Genomic DNA, 14,277 nt, shown 5'->3' with positions numbered 1-14,277 from the left:
AGTCTAACCAGCGGCCGTGGGGGAACATGTCGGTGGCGAGAGGAGCTGCCCATGGCCCTGTTCAAGAAGCGCACGGTCGGCAAACCGGGCGAGTGGTACTACTGCCTGGAGCATCAGAAGGTCGAGGAGGGCCCGGACTGCCCGGGCAGGGACCGCTTCGGACCGTATGCCACCCGGGCCGAGGCCGAGCACGCGATGCAGACCGCCCGCGAGCGCAACCTGGAGTGGGAGAACGACCCCAGGTGGCACGACGCCGCCGCCCCGGGAAGCTCCGACGGCGACCGGGACGACTGATCAGCCGCCCGCGGCGTCGGCTGCGCGCTTCTCGCGCAGCCGCACCGCGTGCTCGTTCGTCCGCGCGTCGTACGTCATCATCGTCGGCAGGCACAGCGCCAGCACCCCCACCGCGCCCGCGCACAGCAACCCGCCCGACCACACCGACGCCCGCACCCCGACGAGCGCGGCCGTGCCGCCCGCCCGGACCTGGCCGAGCTGCGGACCCACCGAGTACGACAGCAGCTCGATCCCGGCGAGCCGGCCGCGCAGCTCGTCCGGGATGGTCTGGTTCCACATCGCGCTGCGGAAGACGCCGCTGACCATGTCACAGGCACCGGCGAACACGAAGCACAGCAGCACCAGCCACACGTTCCCGGCGAAGCCCGCGGCGGCGATCGCCGCGCCCCACCCGGCCGCCGCGAGCACCACCATCCGCCCGTGCCGGTGCACCCGCGACGTCCACCCGCTGCTCACGCTCACCAGCAGCGAGCCCGCCGGAATCGCCGCGTACATCAGCCCGAGCGACCACTCCGCGTCCAACTCGTCGGCCAGGAACGGCAGCACCGCGAGCGGCATCGCCAGGAGCATCGCCGCGAGGTCGACCGCGTAGGTGCCCAGCAACTCCTTGCGGCTCCACGCGTACCGGGCGCCCTCGGCGATCGCCGCCCACGACGGCCTGCGCGCCTCGTGCGAGGCGGGCGAGGAGGCGAGCCCCGCCACCAGCGCCACCGAGGCGGCGAAGGTGACCAGGTCCACCGCGTACGCCCAGCCGAGACCCGCGTACGCCACCACCACGCCCGCCAGCGCCGGTCCGGCGACTCCGCCGACCTGCCAGCGCAGCGCGTTCAGCGAGGCGGCCGCCGGCAGGTGCTCGTGGGCCACTATCCGCGGGATCAGCGAGTCCAGGGCCGGGCGCTGCACCGCCCCCAGCGCCGAGGTGAACGCGGCGATCACATACAGCGGCCACACGGCCGGGCTCGGCATCAGCGCGTTGACCAGCAGCGCCACGCACGCCACGCCCTGACCGGCCTCCGTCCACAGGATCAGCCGCCGTTTGTCCCAGGCGTCGGCCAGCGCCCCGCCGTACAGCCCGAACACCACCAGCGGCACCAGCTCCACGGCACCGATCGCGCCCACCGCGGCCGCCGAGCCCGTCAGCTCCTTGATCTGCACCGGCAGCGCGACGAAGGTCAGGAAGCTGCCGAAGTTCGTGATCAGACCCGAAACCCAGAGCCGCCGGAAGTCCGGGGAGGCCCGCCAGGGGGACAGGTCGGGCAGCAGGGCACGCAGGCCGCCGGGTGGCTCGTCGGGCACGTCGGCGCCCTTGCCGACGGGAGCGTCGGAGGGGGAGGTGTCGGTCACGAAGGGTCATCGTCCGTCGGCGGGACGAGCACGGGCAACCGGTTTTCCGACGGCGACGGACGACCGGCCCACGCCGATCCCGTCCGGCCGGGTTGTGGTCGGCAGGGGGGGGCGGCAGCCGCGGGCGGGACTGTGGCCGTCATGGGCCGGGCTCGGGTCGGTCGGGTGTCGGGGCGCGGCGGTTACGGCGGCCGGACGGCGGCGGCAGGCGTCGAGGCGCGGTCCGTGGGGAGGGCGCCGGGTGGAGGGCGTGGTTGGTCGTCGGGGCGCGGTCCGTGCGGAGGGCGCCGTGCGGAGGGCGTGGCTGGTCGTTGGGGTGCGGTCCGTGCGGAGGGCGCCGGGCGGAAGGCGCGGCTGGTCGTTGGGGTGCGGTCTGTGTGGAGGGCGCCGGGCGGAAGGCGCGGCTGGTCCGTCGGGGGCCGCGGCCGATGGCTGGACGGGGGGTCGGGCCGGGGGGTGGCGTCGCCGGTTGAACGGGGGCGGTCAGCAGTTGTCACGAGCCGGACGGGGCCGCGGCCGATGGCTGGCCGGGGGGTCGGGCCGGGGTGTGGCGTCGCCGGTTGAACGGGGGCGGTCAGCAGTTGTCACGAGCCGGACGGGGCCGCGGCCGATGGCTGGCCGGGGGGTCGGGCCGGGGTGTGGCGTCGCCGGTTGAACGGGGGCGGTCAGCAGTCGTCACCAGCCGGACGGGGGCGGTGCCGTCAGGTGGTCGGCGAGGCGGGACAGGCGGTCGCGGAAGCGGCGGCGGCCCCGGGGCGGCGGCACCGCGTTCTCCCCGGCCGACGCGCTGACCAGGTGCTGCACCGTGTCCAGGTCCAGCTCGGCACCGTCCGGGACGGACAGCGTCTCGTGCGCCATCGCCGTCAGCTCCCGCTCGCCCGGTGCGCGGCCGGTACCCAGCGCCAGCACCGTCGCACCGGCCCGGCGGGCGTCGTGCACCCGCTCCAGGAGCCGGGCACCGGGGTCCTCGGGCGTGACCACCAGCAGCGTCTCCCCGCGCCGGACCGCCGCCAGCCGTCCGAGACCGACCGCGAGATGCGCCGGGTCCGAGGGGCGCGCGCCGTGCCGGACCAGCGTCGGTGCCAGCTCCGGCGTCCCCGACCAGGCGGCCTCGTCCACCAGGTGCGCCGCCAGGTGCCAGGGCTCGTACTCGGGGGTGCCCACCAGCAGCAGACCGCCCCCGTGCGGGACCACCGACCCCCGCAGCGCCCCCGCGAACCGCCGGGTGGCCCCCAGCCACTCGGTCCCGGCGAGCACTTCCCGCAGCAGCGCGACCCGTACGGCGTCCATGCGGTCGCATCCTGCCGCAACCCCCCGCGCGCGGTCCGGCGTTCGCCCCGGATTCACCCGGCCCGGGGACCGCCTCCCACCGCCTGGGACCCGTACCCCTGCGGCGGCCGTCGCGGACGTAGGGTCGGCCCATGACCTCTACCGACAGTGCTGCACACAAGGCCCCCGCCAAGGCTCCGGCCAAGGACCCCTGGGACCTGCCCGACGTCTCCGGGCTGGTCGTCGGCGTGCTCGGCGGCACCGGCCCGCAGGGCAAGGGCCTCGCGTACCGCCTCGCCAAGGCCGGCCAGAAGGTGATCGTCGGCTCCCGCGCCGCCGAGCGCGCCGCGGCCGCCGCCGAGGAGATCGGGCACGGCGTCGAGGGTGCCGACAACGCCGAGACCGCCCGCCGCAGCGACGTCGTGATCGTCGCCGTACCGTGGGACGGCCACGGCAAGACCCTCGAATCCCTGCGCGGGGAACTGTCCGGCAAGCTCGTCGTCGACTGCGTCAACCCGCTCGGCTTCGACAAGAAGGGCGCCTACGCGCTCAAGCCCGAGGAGGGCAGCGCCGCCGAGCAGGCCGCCGCCCTGCTGCCGGACAGCCGGGTCGCCGCCGCCTTCCACCACCTCTCGGCGGTCCTCCTCCAGGACCCGGAGACCGACGAGATCGACACCGACGTGATGGTGCTCGGCGAGGAGCGCGCCGACGTGGAGATCGTGCAGGCCCTCGCCGGGCGCATCCCCGGCATGCGCGGCGTCTTCGCCGGGCGGCTGCGCAACGCCCACCAGGTCGAGTCGCTGGTCGCCAACCTGATCTCCGTCAACCGCCGCTACAAGGCACACGCCGGGCTCCGCGTCACGGACGTATGAGGCGATGGGGGACACTGGTCGGTACCAGTGTCCCCCCGACAGGAGCCGTTCCCATGCCCCGCCTCGCCCTCTACGCCCTGGTCGTCTGCGTACTCGCGGTGGCCGCCGCCGTCGTCTCCTTCGTGCAGGGCAGCGTCGTGATCGGCGTCGTGTGGGTGCTGCTGTCGGGGCTGTCGTCGAACATGTGCTGGTACTACGCCAAGCGCGGCCGGGACGCCCGCCGCGCCGCCTCGTCCACGTCCGTCACCGGCTGAGCGGCCTCATCCGCCCGGCGTGCACAGCGGGTCGGTCTGCCAGAAGCGGTACAGCTCGAAGCCGCAGTACGTGTCGACCTCGCCGATCCCCAGGCCCCGCAGCAACGCGTCGATCACGTCGAAGAACACGCCGTTGAGCGCCGGGATCCACAGCAGCGCGAACACGATCAGCAGCCCGAACGGCGCGAGCGGCTCCACCTGCCGCCGCACGTTGTACGACAGCCAGGGCTCGATCACGCCGTAGCCGTCCAGGCCCGGCACCGGCAGGAAGTTCAGGATCGCGGCCGTGACCTGGAGCAGCGCCAGGAACGCCAGCGCCAGCCGGAAGTCGCGCGGCACGCCGTCCAGCGCGTCCAGCCAGAACGGCGCCGTGCACACGACGGCGAACAGCACGTTCGTCAGCGGGCCCGCCGCCGAGATCAGACTGTGCCGCCAGCGCCCCCGGATCCGCCCGCGCTCGATGAAGACGGCGCCGCCGGGCAGCCCGATCCCGCCCATGATCACGAAGAGGACGGGGAGGACGATGCTGAGCAGGGCATGCGTGTACTTCACCGGGTTGAGCGTGAGGTAGCCCTTCGCGCCGACCGAGATGTCCCCGCTGTGCAGCGCGGTGCGGGCGTGCGCGTACTCGTGCAGGCACAGCGACACGACCCACGCCGCCGTGACGAAGAGGAACACGGCGAGACCCGGCTGCTCGGCGAAGCCGGTCCAGGTGGCCCAGCCCGTGACCGCGGCGACGGCGACGATCCCGAGGAAGACGGGACTGATCCTCCGGTCGCTGGGGCGGGCGGTGGCGGTGGACATGGAACTCCCTGACTGTCGGGCACGCGTGACGGGCACCCGCGGGGTGCGGGACTGCCCGACCGTACCGGGCGCACGGGGAGAACGTCTCGTGCGGGGCGGACGGTTCCGCGCCCGGGACGAGCGGGGCGGCGGGGGCCGGGCACGCCGTGCGGGCAAAACCCCGTGACCGGCTCCGACGGCAGCGGGGACAATGGTCCCGTGCGCTATCGCATCCTCGGCACCACACAGGTACTCCGTCCCGACGGCACGGCCGTCCCGCTCGGCGGGGCGCGGCTGCGCGCCCTGCTGACCGTGCTCGCCCTCAGGGCAGGCCGGGCCGTCCCCGCGGGACTGCTGGTGGAGGAGGTCTGGGACGGCGACCCGCCCGCCGACGCGACGGGTGCCCTGCAGGCCCTGGTCGGGCGGCTGCGGCGGGCGCTGGGCGCCGATTCGGTCGCCTCGGCCGACGGCGGGTACCGGCTCGCCGCCGCCGCCGACGACGTCGACCTGCACCGCTTCGACCGGCTCGCCGGTGAGGGCTCCCGCGCCCTCGCCGACGGCGACCCCGCCAAGGCGGCCGTCGTGCTCGACGACGCGCTCGCGCTGTGGCACGGCCCCGTCCTCGCCGACCTGCCCGACCGCACCGCCGAGTCGGCGCGCTGGGAGACCCGGCACTTCGACGCCCTGCGCGCCCGGCACACCGCCGCCCTGGACCTCGGGCAGGCCGAGCACGCCCTGCCCGAGCTGACCGCCCTGTGCGACGGCCACCCCCTGGACGAGCCCCTCCAGGCGCTGCGCCTGCGCGCCCTGCGCGACACCGGCCGCACCGCCGAGGCACTGGCCGCCTACGAGGCCGTACGCCGCCTCCTCGCCGACCGCCTCGGCACCGACCCGGGGCCCGAGCTGCGGGCCCTGCACGGCGGGTTGCTGGCGCCCGCGGACCCGGCGAGGCCCGTGCCCGCCGACGCCCCGCCGGGACGCCAAAAGCCCGGGATGCCCAGGTCGGCCGAGGTGTCCGAGTCCGCCGAAGCACCCCGCACACCCGCCACCGGCTCCCGCCCCCGCGGCAACCTGCGCGCCCGGCTCACCTCCTTCGTCGGCCGGGACGGTGACGTGGAGACACTCCGTGCCGACCTGGCGACCACCCGGCTCGTCACCCTCCTCGGACCCGGCGGCGCCGGGAAGACCCGGCTGTCGCAGGAGGCCGCCGAAGGGGTGGGGGACGCGGCCCGCGACGGGGTGTGGCTGGCCGAGCTGGCCCCCGTGGACGACCCCGTCGACGTACCGGAGGCCGTGCTGACCGCCGTCGGTGCCCGCGAGACGGTGCTCTACCGCGCCGGTGCCGAGGAGATGCGGGCCGTCACCGCCTCCGAGGGGCAGGACACCGCCGTCGAGCGGCTCGTCGAGCACTGCGGCCGGCGCCGCATGCTGATCGTCCTCGACAACTGCGAGCACGTCGTCGACGCCGCCGCCCGCCTCACCGAGGAACTCCTCGCCCGCTGCCCCCACCTGACCGTCCTCGCCACCAGCCGCGAACCCCTCGGCGTGCCGGGAGAGTCGCTGCGCCCCGTGGAGCCGCTGCCCGAGCCCGCCGCGCTGCGGCTGCTCGCCGACCGCGGCGCCGCCGCCCGCCCCGGCTTCCGCGTCGACGCCGACGAGGAGACCGCCGCCGCCTGCGCCGAGATCTGCCGCCGACTGGACGGCCTGCCGCTGGCCATCGAACTGGCCGCCGCCCGGCTGCGGATGCTCACCCCGCGCCAGATCGCCGAGCGGCTCGACGACCGCTTCCGCCTGCTCACCTCGGGCAGCCGCACCGTCCTGCCCCGCCAGCAGACACTGCGCGCGGTCGTCGACTGGTCCTGGGACCTCCTCGACGCCGAGGAACGCGACGTGCTGGGGCGGCTGTCCGTCTTCGCGGGCGGCTGCGACCTCGCCGCCGCCGAGGCCGTGTGCGGGCCCGCCGCGCTGGACGCCCTCGGCTCCCTGGTCGACAAGTCCCTCGTGGTGGCCGCGCCGGTGACCGACCGCCTGACCGGTGACGGCATGCGCTACCGGCTCCTGGAGACCGTCGCCGAATACGCGGGCGAGCGCCTCGACGAGGCCGGCGGACGCGCCGCCGCCGCCCGTGCCCACCTGACGTACTACCGCGAACTCGCCCGCACCACCGACCCGTTGCTGCGCGGTGCGCAGCAGCTCGCCGCCATCGAGCGGCTGGAGCGCGAGTACGAGAACCTGCGCACCGCCCTGCGCCACGCGATCGCCGAGCGCGACGAGCAGGAGGCGCTGTGCCTGGCGCTGTCGCTGGTCTGGTACTGGCAGATGCGCGACCTGCGGGTGGAGGCCCGGAACTGGTTCGTCGAGGTGATGGCACTCGGCCCGGACCCCTTCGCCGAACCGGGCACCCCCGCCCGGCCGGTGTGGGAGCGGTGCACGTCCGCCCCGCCCCCGATGACCGGCGAGGTCCTCGCCGAGGCCCGGCGCGGGGTGCACCTGGCCCATCTGGCCTGCATGGACACGGAGCTGGACGCGTGGCAGAACCCGGCGGCCCAGCGCAAGCTGCGCGTCATCGCGGACACCTACGAGCCGGGGATGCCGCAGACCTGCTCCAGCCCCGGCCTGCTCTGGTTCTACTCCGTGATGCTCACCGGTGACATGGAACGGCTGCGCAAGATCATGGACGCCACCGTGCGCACCTCCCGCGAGACCCCGGGCTACGAGTGGGAGCTGGCCGGCGGCCTGCAGATGCGCGCCAACATGCTCGCCAACCGCACCGACTGGGCGGGCGACGCGGTCCGCGACGCCGACGAGTCGCTGGAGATCTACCACCGGCTCGGCGACGCCTGGGGCATGGCCGAGGCGCTCTCCGGGCGGGCCGAGGCCCGCGAGCGCGTCGGCGACTACCGGCGCGCCGCCGCCGACTACCGGGCCGCCGCGGAGCACGCGGAGCGGCTCGGTGCCCACGCCCAGGTGGACATCCTCGACGCCCGGCTCGGCAGCGTGCTGCTCGAGGCGGGCGACACGGAGCACGGCGAGCGGGTGCTGCGCGGGGTGATCGGCCGCACGACCGGGACGGGGCACAACGGCGCGATGCCCGCCGCCCGGCTGTTCCTCGCCGGACACCTGGGCATGACCGGGCGTACGGCCGAGGCGGGCGAGCAACTGCGGCTGCTGCGCGAGGAGTTCTCCATCGCGCACTTCGTGGTCTTCGACGCCTTCATCCTCGCCGCCGAGGCCTGGCTCGCCACGCTTGAGGACCGGCACGAGGAGTGCCTGACCGGGATCCGCAAGTCGCTGGCACGGGCCGAGGACCCGCTGTCCGCGGCCATCGCCCCGCACATGCGCTCCGCGTACCTGACCATCGCCGCGATGGCCCTGGCCCGCCTGGACGGCGGCGGCCGGGCCGCGGACGGCGCCCGGTGCCTCGGTGCCGCCGAGGCGATGCTCCCGCCGGGGCACGTGTCGACGGGCATGGAGCGGGACGCGCGCGGGCGGGCCGTCGAACGCGTCCGCGGGGCGCTCGGCACCGAGGCGTACGACGCCGCGTACGCCGAGGGCGGCCGGCTCTCCCCCGAGGAGGCCGTCGCCCTCGTCTGACGCGTGCCGCAGGTGCGCGGGTCAGGTCTTCGTACGGAACTTGTGGACGGCGATCGGCGCCATCACCGCGGTGATCGCCGCCGACCAGCCGAGCGTGATCCACAGGTCGTGCGCGACCGGGCCGCCCACCATCAGTCCGCGTGCCGCGTCGGCGAGCGTGGACAGCGGGTTGTAGTCGGTGAAGGACTGCAGCCAGCCCGGCATCGACTGCGTCGGCGCGAAGATCGAGGAGCCGAACTGCAGCGGGAACAGCACCATGAAGCCCATCGCCTGCACGGACTGCGCGTTCTTCAGGACCACGCCCAGGGTGAGGAACACCCACATGATCGACGAGGCGAACACCGCGGACAGGCCCACCGCCGCGAACAGCCCGGCCCAGTGGTCGATGTCGAAGCCGACCAGGACGGCGACGATCATCAGCACCGTGGTGGCGAACAGCATCCGGGCCATCTCGACCGCGATCTTCGCGAAGAGCACCGAGCCGCGCCCGATCGGCAGCGACCGGAAGCGGTCCATGACACCGGAGTTGAAGTCCTGGCTGAAGCCGGTGCCGACGCCCTGGGACAGCGTCATGCTCATCATCGCGATCATGCCGGGGATCACGTACTGCACATAGCCGTCCTGCCCGCCGCCCAGGGCCTGGCCGATCGAGCCGCCGAAGACGTACACGAACAGCAGGGTGAAGACGATCGGCATCAGCAGCGCGTCGAACATCGACTCCGGGTCCTGCCGGATCCACAGCAGGTTGCGGCGGACCAGCGCGCCGGTGTGCCGCACGTGCGCGCGCAGCGAGATGCGAGCGTCGGGAGCGAGCGCGGCAGGGGTGGTGGCGGCCGGAGCGGTGGCGGCCGAGGGGGCGGCGCGAAGCGCCTCGGGCGGGGTGGCGGTGGGAGACGGGCGGGCGCTCATACGGCGACCTCCTCGCGGGTGTCGTCGGTGGCCGGGGCGGGGTCCTGCGGGGCACTGGCGCGGTGGCCGGTGAGGGACAGGAAGACCTCGTCCAGACTGGGGAGTTCGGTGGTGACGGCGGAGACGGTGATGCCGCGCGCGGTGACCGCGCCGACCACGGCCGTCAGCTGCTCGTCGCTGAGGATCGGCACCAGCACGGCACCGCGCTCGGTGTCCACCGTGGAACTGGCGAGCCCGGTGATGCCCAGCTCGTCCAGGTAGGCGGCGAGCGGGCGCAGTTGCAGCGGGTCGGCCGGGCGGACCCGCAGGGTGCGGCCGCCGACCTTGGCCTTCAGCTCCTCGATGCCGCCGTTCGCGATGACCTTGCCACGGTCCACGACGGTCAGCTCGGAGGCGAGCTGTTCGGCCTCCTCCATGTACTGGGTGGTGAGCAGCACGGTGACGCCGTCGCCGACCATGCGCTTGACCTCGTCCCACACCTCGTTGCGGGTGCGCGGGTCCAGACCGGTGGTGGGCTCGTCCAGGAACAGCACGGCCGGGCGCCCGATCATGGAGGCGGCCAGGTCGAGCCGGCGCCGCATGCCGCCGGAGTAGGTGGACGCGGGCCGCTTGCCGGCCTCGGTGAGCGAGAACCGCTCCAGCAGCTCGTCGGCGCGGCTGCGCGCGTCCCGGCGGGACAGGTCGAGCAGCCGGCCGATCATGTAGAGGTTCTCCCAGCCGGGGAGCTTCTCGTCCACGGAGGCGTACTGCCCGGTCAGCCCTATGACGCGGCGCAGCTGCCGCGGCTGCCGTACGACGTCGTACCCGACGACGTGCGCCCGGCCCGAGTCGGGGGTGATGAGGGTGGACAGGATGCGTACGAGGGTGGTCTTGCCCGCGCCGTTCGGACCGAGCACGCCCATCACGGTGCCCTCGCGCACATCCAGGTCGACGCCGTCCAGCGCCTTGGTCTCGCCGTAGTGCTTGACCAGCCCCCGCACGGTGACCGCGCTGTCCGCGGCCCGGGGGATGTCGTCGATTCGCTTCATGCCCCAGACGATGGCAGGGGCCACCGACAAACCGCCGACAGTCCGCCGACAGCCCCGATATCCCACCGACAACCACCGCAACCATCAATTGAGCAACCACTACGGTGAGCAACCAGGTCCGCGAGAGCGGCGCCGGTTTAGGCGCAAAGAGGGGCCCCGCCGACGGGGGAAGATCGGCGGGGCCGGTGGCCGTACCGCGATGGCCTACTGGTGGACGGAGCTGGTGGACGGAGCTGGTGGGCGGAGCTGGGTGGACGGGAGCTAGTGGACGGGAGCTAGTGGACCGAGTGCTCGTCCGCGGGGAACGTGCCGCCGACGACGTCCTCGGCGTACGCCTTCGCCGCGTCGCCCATGACCTTGCGCAGGTCGGCGTACTGCTTGACGAACTTGGGCACCCGGCCGCCGGTCAGCCCGAGCATGTCGGTCCACACCAGCACCTGGGCGTCGGTGTCCGGGCCCGCGCCGATGCCGACCGTCGGGATGTGCAGCGTCCGGGTCACCTCGGCGGCCAGCTCGGCCGGCACCAGCTCCAGGACGACCGCGAAGGCGCCCGCGTCCTGCACCGCCTTGGCGTCGCGCAGCAGCTGCTGGGCCGCCTCCTCGCCGCGGCCCTGCACCCGGTAGCCCATGGAGTTGACGGACTGCGGGGTGAGGCCGATGTGCGCCATCACCGGGATGCCGGACTCCACCAGCAGCTCGATCTGCCGGTGCGAGCGCTCGCCGCCCTCCAGCTTGACCGCGCCGACCCCGGCCTCCTTGACCAGCCGGGTCGCCGAGCGCAGCGCCTGCACCGGGCCCTCCTGATAGGAACCGAAGGGCAGGTCGCCCACGATCAGGGCGCGGCCGGTGCCCCGGACGACCGCGGCCGAGAGCATCGTCATCTCGTCCAGCGTGACGGGCACCGTGGTCTCGTAGCCGAGGTGGCAGTTGCCCGCGGAGTCGCCGACCAGCATCACCGGGATGCCGGACTCGTCGAAGACGGAGGCGGTCATCGCGTCGTACGCGGTGAGCATGGGCCACTTCTCGCCGCGCTCCTTGGCGGCGGTGATGTCCCGGACGGTGATACGGCGGTTGATCTTGCCGCCGTACAGCGCCCTGTTCCCCTCGGCGGGCTTGCGCTGCGGCGTCTGGGCAGCCGGAAGCTGCGTCATGGCAACGGCTCCTTCATGTCATCTCGAGGCGCCCTGACGGCGTCCCCGGATCCCTTCCATGGTGGCACTTGTGGCGCCCCGACGGCTAGGGGACCCCGGTCACGTACCCGCCGAGGGGCAGAGTACGGCCCATGGGGTCAAATGTGCCCGTTCTGTCACAGAGCGGCCCGTCCCGGCACAGCGTGGAACTCGGCGGGGCGACCCGTACGTCCTCGTGCCGTACGGCCGTCCAGGGGCGGCGGGATCGGAACCGATCATCCCCTATGGTGCTGAGTCACAGGGGGCGACGGTGTGCACAGCAGGCAGTGAGGCAACGGTATGGCGCAGCAGGCGTACATGACGGAGACGGACAGCGGCGGCTCGGACCCCGAGCGCCGGGAGAACCGGATTCGGCGCCTGTTCGACCGGGCGGTCAGCGGCTGGCGCGGGGACCGCCGGATCTGGAGCCGTGGCCTGGTCACGGCCGTGGTCGCACTGCTCCTGTCGGCGGTCATGGCGGCCCACTCGCACATCCCGAACGCCATCGGCAACCTCGGCAGCCTCACCGAGACCTTCCTGCCGTGGTTCGGCCTGCTGATCCCGGTCCTGCTGGTGATCGCCCTGGTCCGCAAGTCGGTGACGGCGCTGATCGCGCTGGTGCTGCCGGTGAGCGTGTGGCTGAACCTCTTCGGCGGCCTGCTCTTCGACAAGACCGGCTCCGGCGGCGACCTCACCGTGGCCACGCACAACGTCAACGCCGACAACGCCGACCCGGCGGGCACCGCCCGTGCCGTCGCCGCCGCCGGTGCGGACGTGATGGCCCTGGAGGAACTGAAGGCGTCCGCCGTACCGACGTACGAGAAGGCGCTGGCGGCGAAGTACCCGCACCACGAGGTCGTCGGCACCGTCGGGCTGTGGAGCAAGTACCCGGTCAGCGACGTGAAGCCGGTCGACATCGAGCTGGGCTGGAAGCGCGCGATGCGCGCCACCGTCGCCACCCCGTCCGGACCGATCGCGGTGTACGTCGCCCACCTGCCCTCCGTACGGGTGAAGCTGGAGGCCGGATTCACCGCCCGGCAGCGGGACAAGAGCGCCGCCGCCCTGGGCGAGGCCATCGAGAACGAGAAGCTGCCCCGCAAGATCCTCCTCGGTGACCTCAACGGCACCATGAACGACCGTGCGCTCACCGCGATCACCTCCCAGCTGCGCTCCCCGCAGGGCGCCGTGGGCAGCGGCTTCGGCTTCAGCTGGCCGGCGTCCTTCCCGATGGCCCGCATCGACCAGATCCTGGTCACCGGCGTGGAGCCGATGACCAGCTGGACCCTCCCGGCGACCGGCAGCGACCACCTGCCGATCGCCGCGCGTGTGAAGGTCGACACAACGGCTTCCTAGAATTCGCCTGCGGAATACCCGCCCTGAGAGTCTTTGTTCCGTACGGGAACATACAGTCGTCCCCGCCGGGCCCTCCCGGCCTCCCGTACGCGACCCCGCTCTCGAAAGGCGAGACCCCCTCATGCCCCTGGCCCTGCTCGCCCTTGCCGTGGGCGCCTTCGGCATCGGTACCACCGAGTTCGTGATGATGGGCCTGCTGCCCGACGTCGCGGACGACCTGGGCATCTCCATCCCCACCGCCGGTCACCTCGTCTCCGCCTACGCGCTCGGCGTCGTCGTCGGCGCCCCGCTGCTCGCGGCGGCCACGGCCCGGATGTCCCGCCGCACCGTCCTGATCGCCCTCATGGCGCTCTTCGTCCTCGGCAACGCCCTGTCGGCCGTCGCCCCCGGCGAGGTCTCCCTCCTGGCCGCCCGCTTCGTCAGCGGCCTGCCGCACGGCGCCTTCTTCGGCGTCGGCGCGGTCGTCGCCACCGGCATGGTCGGGCCGGAACGCAGGGCCCGCTCCGTCTCCCTGATGTTCCTCGGTCTCACCGTCGCGAACATCGTCGGCGTCCCCGCCGCCACCGCGATGGGCCAGCAGCTCGGCTGGCGGGCCACCTTCCTCGGCGTGAGCGTGATCGGCGTGGCGGCGATCGCGGCGCTGGCCCTCCTGATCCCGCGAGACAGCGCCCCCGCTCCCACCACCGGCCTGCGCGGCGAACTGGCCGCCCTGCGCTCCCTGCCGGTCTGGCTGGCGCTCGGCACGACGGTCGCGGGCTTCGGCGCGCTCTTCGCCGCGTACAGCTACATCACGCCGATGCTGACCGACGCCGCCGGGTTCGCCGAGACCAGCGTGACGCTGCTGCTGGCCCTCTTCGGCGTCGGCGCCACCGCGGGCAACCTGCTCGGCGGACGCCTGGCCGACCACTCCCTGCGCGGCACCCTCTTCGGCGGCCTCGCCTCCCTGGTCGTCGTGCTGGCGTCCTTCCCCCTGCTGATGCGCACGCCGGTCACGGCCGCGGTGTCGGTGGCCCTGCTCGGGATGGCCGCCTTCGTCACCGGCTCGCCCCTCCAGCTCATGGTGATGGAGAAGGCCGCCGCGGCCCCCTCCCTGGCCTCCTCCGCCAACCAGGCCGCCTTCAACCTCGCCAACGCCGGCGGCGCCTGGATCGGCGGCCTCGCCCTGGCCGCCGGATTCGGGGTCACCTCCCCGGCGACGGCGGGCGCGGCCCTGGCGGTCCTCGGTCTCGCGGTCGCGGGCACGGCACGGGCGGTGGACCGCCGCCGCACCGCCACCGCACCGGCGCCCAGCCGTGAGCGCGTGGTCGCGGGGCACGTGCCGGAGGCGGTGGAGGCGGTACGGCGGTGACGGGCGCCCGCCCGGCGCGCGTCGGCGGAAAGGGCGGTGCGGAGCGGCCCGCCCCCGCAG

The 14,277-nt window shown here is 74.0% G+C and carries 12 protein-coding genes; 6 read left to right on the top strand and 6 right to left on the bottom strand.

The features are described 5' to 3' along the window. Positions 1–51 precede the first annotated feature (51 nt). The gene (locus C4J65_RS08195; protein ID WP_162833077.1) at positions 52–294 is read left to right on the top strand and encodes a hypothetical protein; all 243 of its coding nucleotides are present in this window, start codon (positions 52–54) and stop codon (positions 292–294) included. Here C4J65_RS08195 and C4J65_RS08190 read toward each other — a convergent pair whose 3' ends face one another. Together C4J65_RS08190 and C4J65_RS08185 are read right to left on the bottom strand one after the other, a co-directional pair. Next, positions 295–1,590, bottom strand: a complete 1,296-nt coding sequence (locus tag C4J65_RS08190; protein ID WP_115746347.1) for an MFS transporter — start codon at positions 1,588–1,590, stop codon at positions 295–297. A gap of 723 nt (positions 1,591–2,313) precedes the next feature. Continuing rightward, the gene (locus C4J65_RS08185; RefSeq protein WP_115741805.1) at positions 2,314–2,928 is read right to left on the bottom strand and encodes a vWA domain-containing protein; all 615 of its coding nucleotides are present in this window, start codon (positions 2,926–2,928) and stop codon (positions 2,314–2,316) included. A gap of 131 nt (positions 2,929–3,059) precedes the next feature. On the opposite strand from C4J65_RS08185, the gene npdG reads away from it, so the two are divergent. Together npdG and C4J65_RS08175 are read left to right on the top strand one after the other, a co-directional pair. Next, positions 3,060–3,779: an NADPH-dependent F420 reductase gene (gene npdG, locus C4J65_RS08180; protein ID WP_115741804.1), complete on the top strand. Its 720-nt coding sequence runs from the start codon at positions 3,060–3,062 to the stop codon at positions 3,777–3,779. 53 nt (positions 3,780–3,832) lie between these two features. Next, positions 3,833–4,033, top strand: coding sequence for a hypothetical protein (locus C4J65_RS08175; RefSeq protein ID WP_016326075.1), 201 nt, complete (start codon positions 3,833–3,835; stop codon positions 4,031–4,033). A gap of 6 nt (positions 4,034–4,039) precedes the next feature. Here the strand turns inward: C4J65_RS08175 and C4J65_RS08170 are convergent, their stop codons facing one another. Further along, positions 4,040–4,837 (bottom strand): site-2 protease family protein, encoded by a 798-nt coding sequence (locus tag C4J65_RS08170; protein WP_115741803.1) that lies wholly within the window; start codon positions 4,835–4,837, stop codon positions 4,040–4,042. A gap of 162 nt (positions 4,838–4,999) precedes the next feature. On the opposite strand from C4J65_RS08170, the gene C4J65_RS08165 reads away from it, so the two are divergent. Next, a complete protein-coding gene (locus tag C4J65_RS08165) occupies positions 5,000–8,410 on the top strand; it encodes a BTAD domain-containing putative transcriptional regulator (protein ID WP_115741802.1) in 3,411 nt (1,136 codons plus the stop codon). A 21-nt stretch (positions 8,411–8,431) separates the two neighbouring features. Here the strand turns inward: C4J65_RS08165 and C4J65_RS08160 are convergent, their stop codons facing one another. The 3 genes from C4J65_RS08160 to panB all read right to left on the bottom strand — a co-directional run bounded on the left by C4J65_RS08160 (position 8,432) and on the right by panB (position 11,498). After that, complete coding sequence (locus C4J65_RS08160; RefSeq protein WP_240330385.1) at positions 8,432–9,319, bottom strand: ABC transporter permease; 888 nt, start codon at positions 9,317–9,319, stop codon at positions 8,432–8,434. After that, positions 9,316–10,347 carry an ATP-binding cassette domain-containing protein gene (locus tag C4J65_RS08155; RefSeq protein ID WP_162833076.1) on the bottom strand — a complete coding sequence of 344 codons (1,032 nt, stop codon included), beginning with the start codon at positions 10,345–10,347 and terminating at the stop codon, positions 9,316–9,318. The genes C4J65_RS08160 and C4J65_RS08155 overlap by 4 nt, the downstream gene beginning before the upstream one ends. Before the next feature lie 275 nt (positions 10,348–10,622). Beyond that, complete coding sequence (gene panB, locus C4J65_RS08150; RefSeq protein ID WP_115741800.1) at positions 10,623–11,498, bottom strand: 3-methyl-2-oxobutanoate hydroxymethyltransferase; 876 nt, start codon at positions 11,496–11,498, stop codon at positions 10,623–10,625. A 318-nt stretch (positions 11,499–11,816) separates the two neighbouring features. Between panB and C4J65_RS08145 the strand changes: the two genes are divergently transcribed. Together C4J65_RS08145 and C4J65_RS08140 are read left to right on the top strand one after the other, a co-directional pair. Continuing rightward, positions 11,817–12,869 carry an endonuclease/exonuclease/phosphatase family protein gene (locus C4J65_RS08145; protein WP_115741799.1) on the top strand — a complete coding sequence of 351 codons (1,053 nt, stop codon included), beginning with the start codon at positions 11,817–11,819 and terminating at the stop codon, positions 12,867–12,869. A gap of 121 nt (positions 12,870–12,990) precedes the next feature. Continuing rightward, positions 12,991–14,217: an MFS transporter gene (locus C4J65_RS08140; protein ID WP_115741798.1), complete on the top strand. Its 1,227-nt coding sequence runs from the start codon at positions 12,991–12,993 to the stop codon at positions 14,215–14,217. Positions 14,218–14,277: the final 60 nt, after the last annotated feature.

The organism is Streptomyces sp. CB09001 (assembly GCF_003369795.1).
Classification (GTDB): Bacteria; Actinomycetota; Actinomycetes; order Streptomycetales; family Streptomycetaceae; genus Streptomyces.
Note: the sequence above shows the minus strand (reverse complement) of the source record. Positions and strands in the feature narration are given on the sequence as shown.

Coding starts and splice junctions, on each gene's coding strand:
- C4J65_RS08195 (WP_162833077.1), top strand. CDS start 52: ATGGCCCTGTTCAAGAAGCGCACGGTCGGCAAACCGGGCGAGTGGTAC.
- C4J65_RS08185 (WP_115741805.1), bottom strand. CDS start 2,928: ATGGACGCCGTACGGGTCGCGCTGCTGCGGGAAGTGCTCGCCGGGACC.
- npdG (WP_115741804.1), top strand. CDS start 3,060: ATGACCTCTACCGACAGTGCTGCACACAAGGCCCCCGCCAAGGCTCCG.
- C4J65_RS08175 (WP_016326075.1), top strand. CDS start 3,833: ATGCCCCGCCTCGCCCTCTACGCCCTGGTCGTCTGCGTACTCGCGGTG.
- C4J65_RS08170 (WP_115741803.1), bottom strand. CDS start 4,837: ATGTCCACCGCCACCGCCCGCCCCAGCGACCGGAGGATCAGTCCCGTC.
- C4J65_RS08160 (WP_240330385.1), bottom strand. CDS start 9,319: ATGAGCGCCCGCCCGTCTCCCACCGCCACCCCGCCCGAGGCGCTTCGC.
- C4J65_RS08155 (WP_162833076.1), bottom strand. CDS start 10,347: ATGAAGCGAATCGACGACATCCCCCGGGCCGCGGACAGCGCGGTCACC.
- panB (WP_115741800.1), bottom strand. CDS start 11,498: ATGACGCAGCTTCCGGCTGCCCAGACGCCGCAGCGCAAGCCCGCCGAG.
- C4J65_RS08145 (WP_115741799.1), top strand. CDS start 11,817: ATGGCGCAGCAGGCGTACATGACGGAGACGGACAGCGGCGGCTCGGAC.
- C4J65_RS08140 (WP_115741798.1), top strand. CDS start 12,991: ATGCCCCTGGCCCTGCTCGCCCTTGCCGTGGGCGCCTTCGGCATCGGT.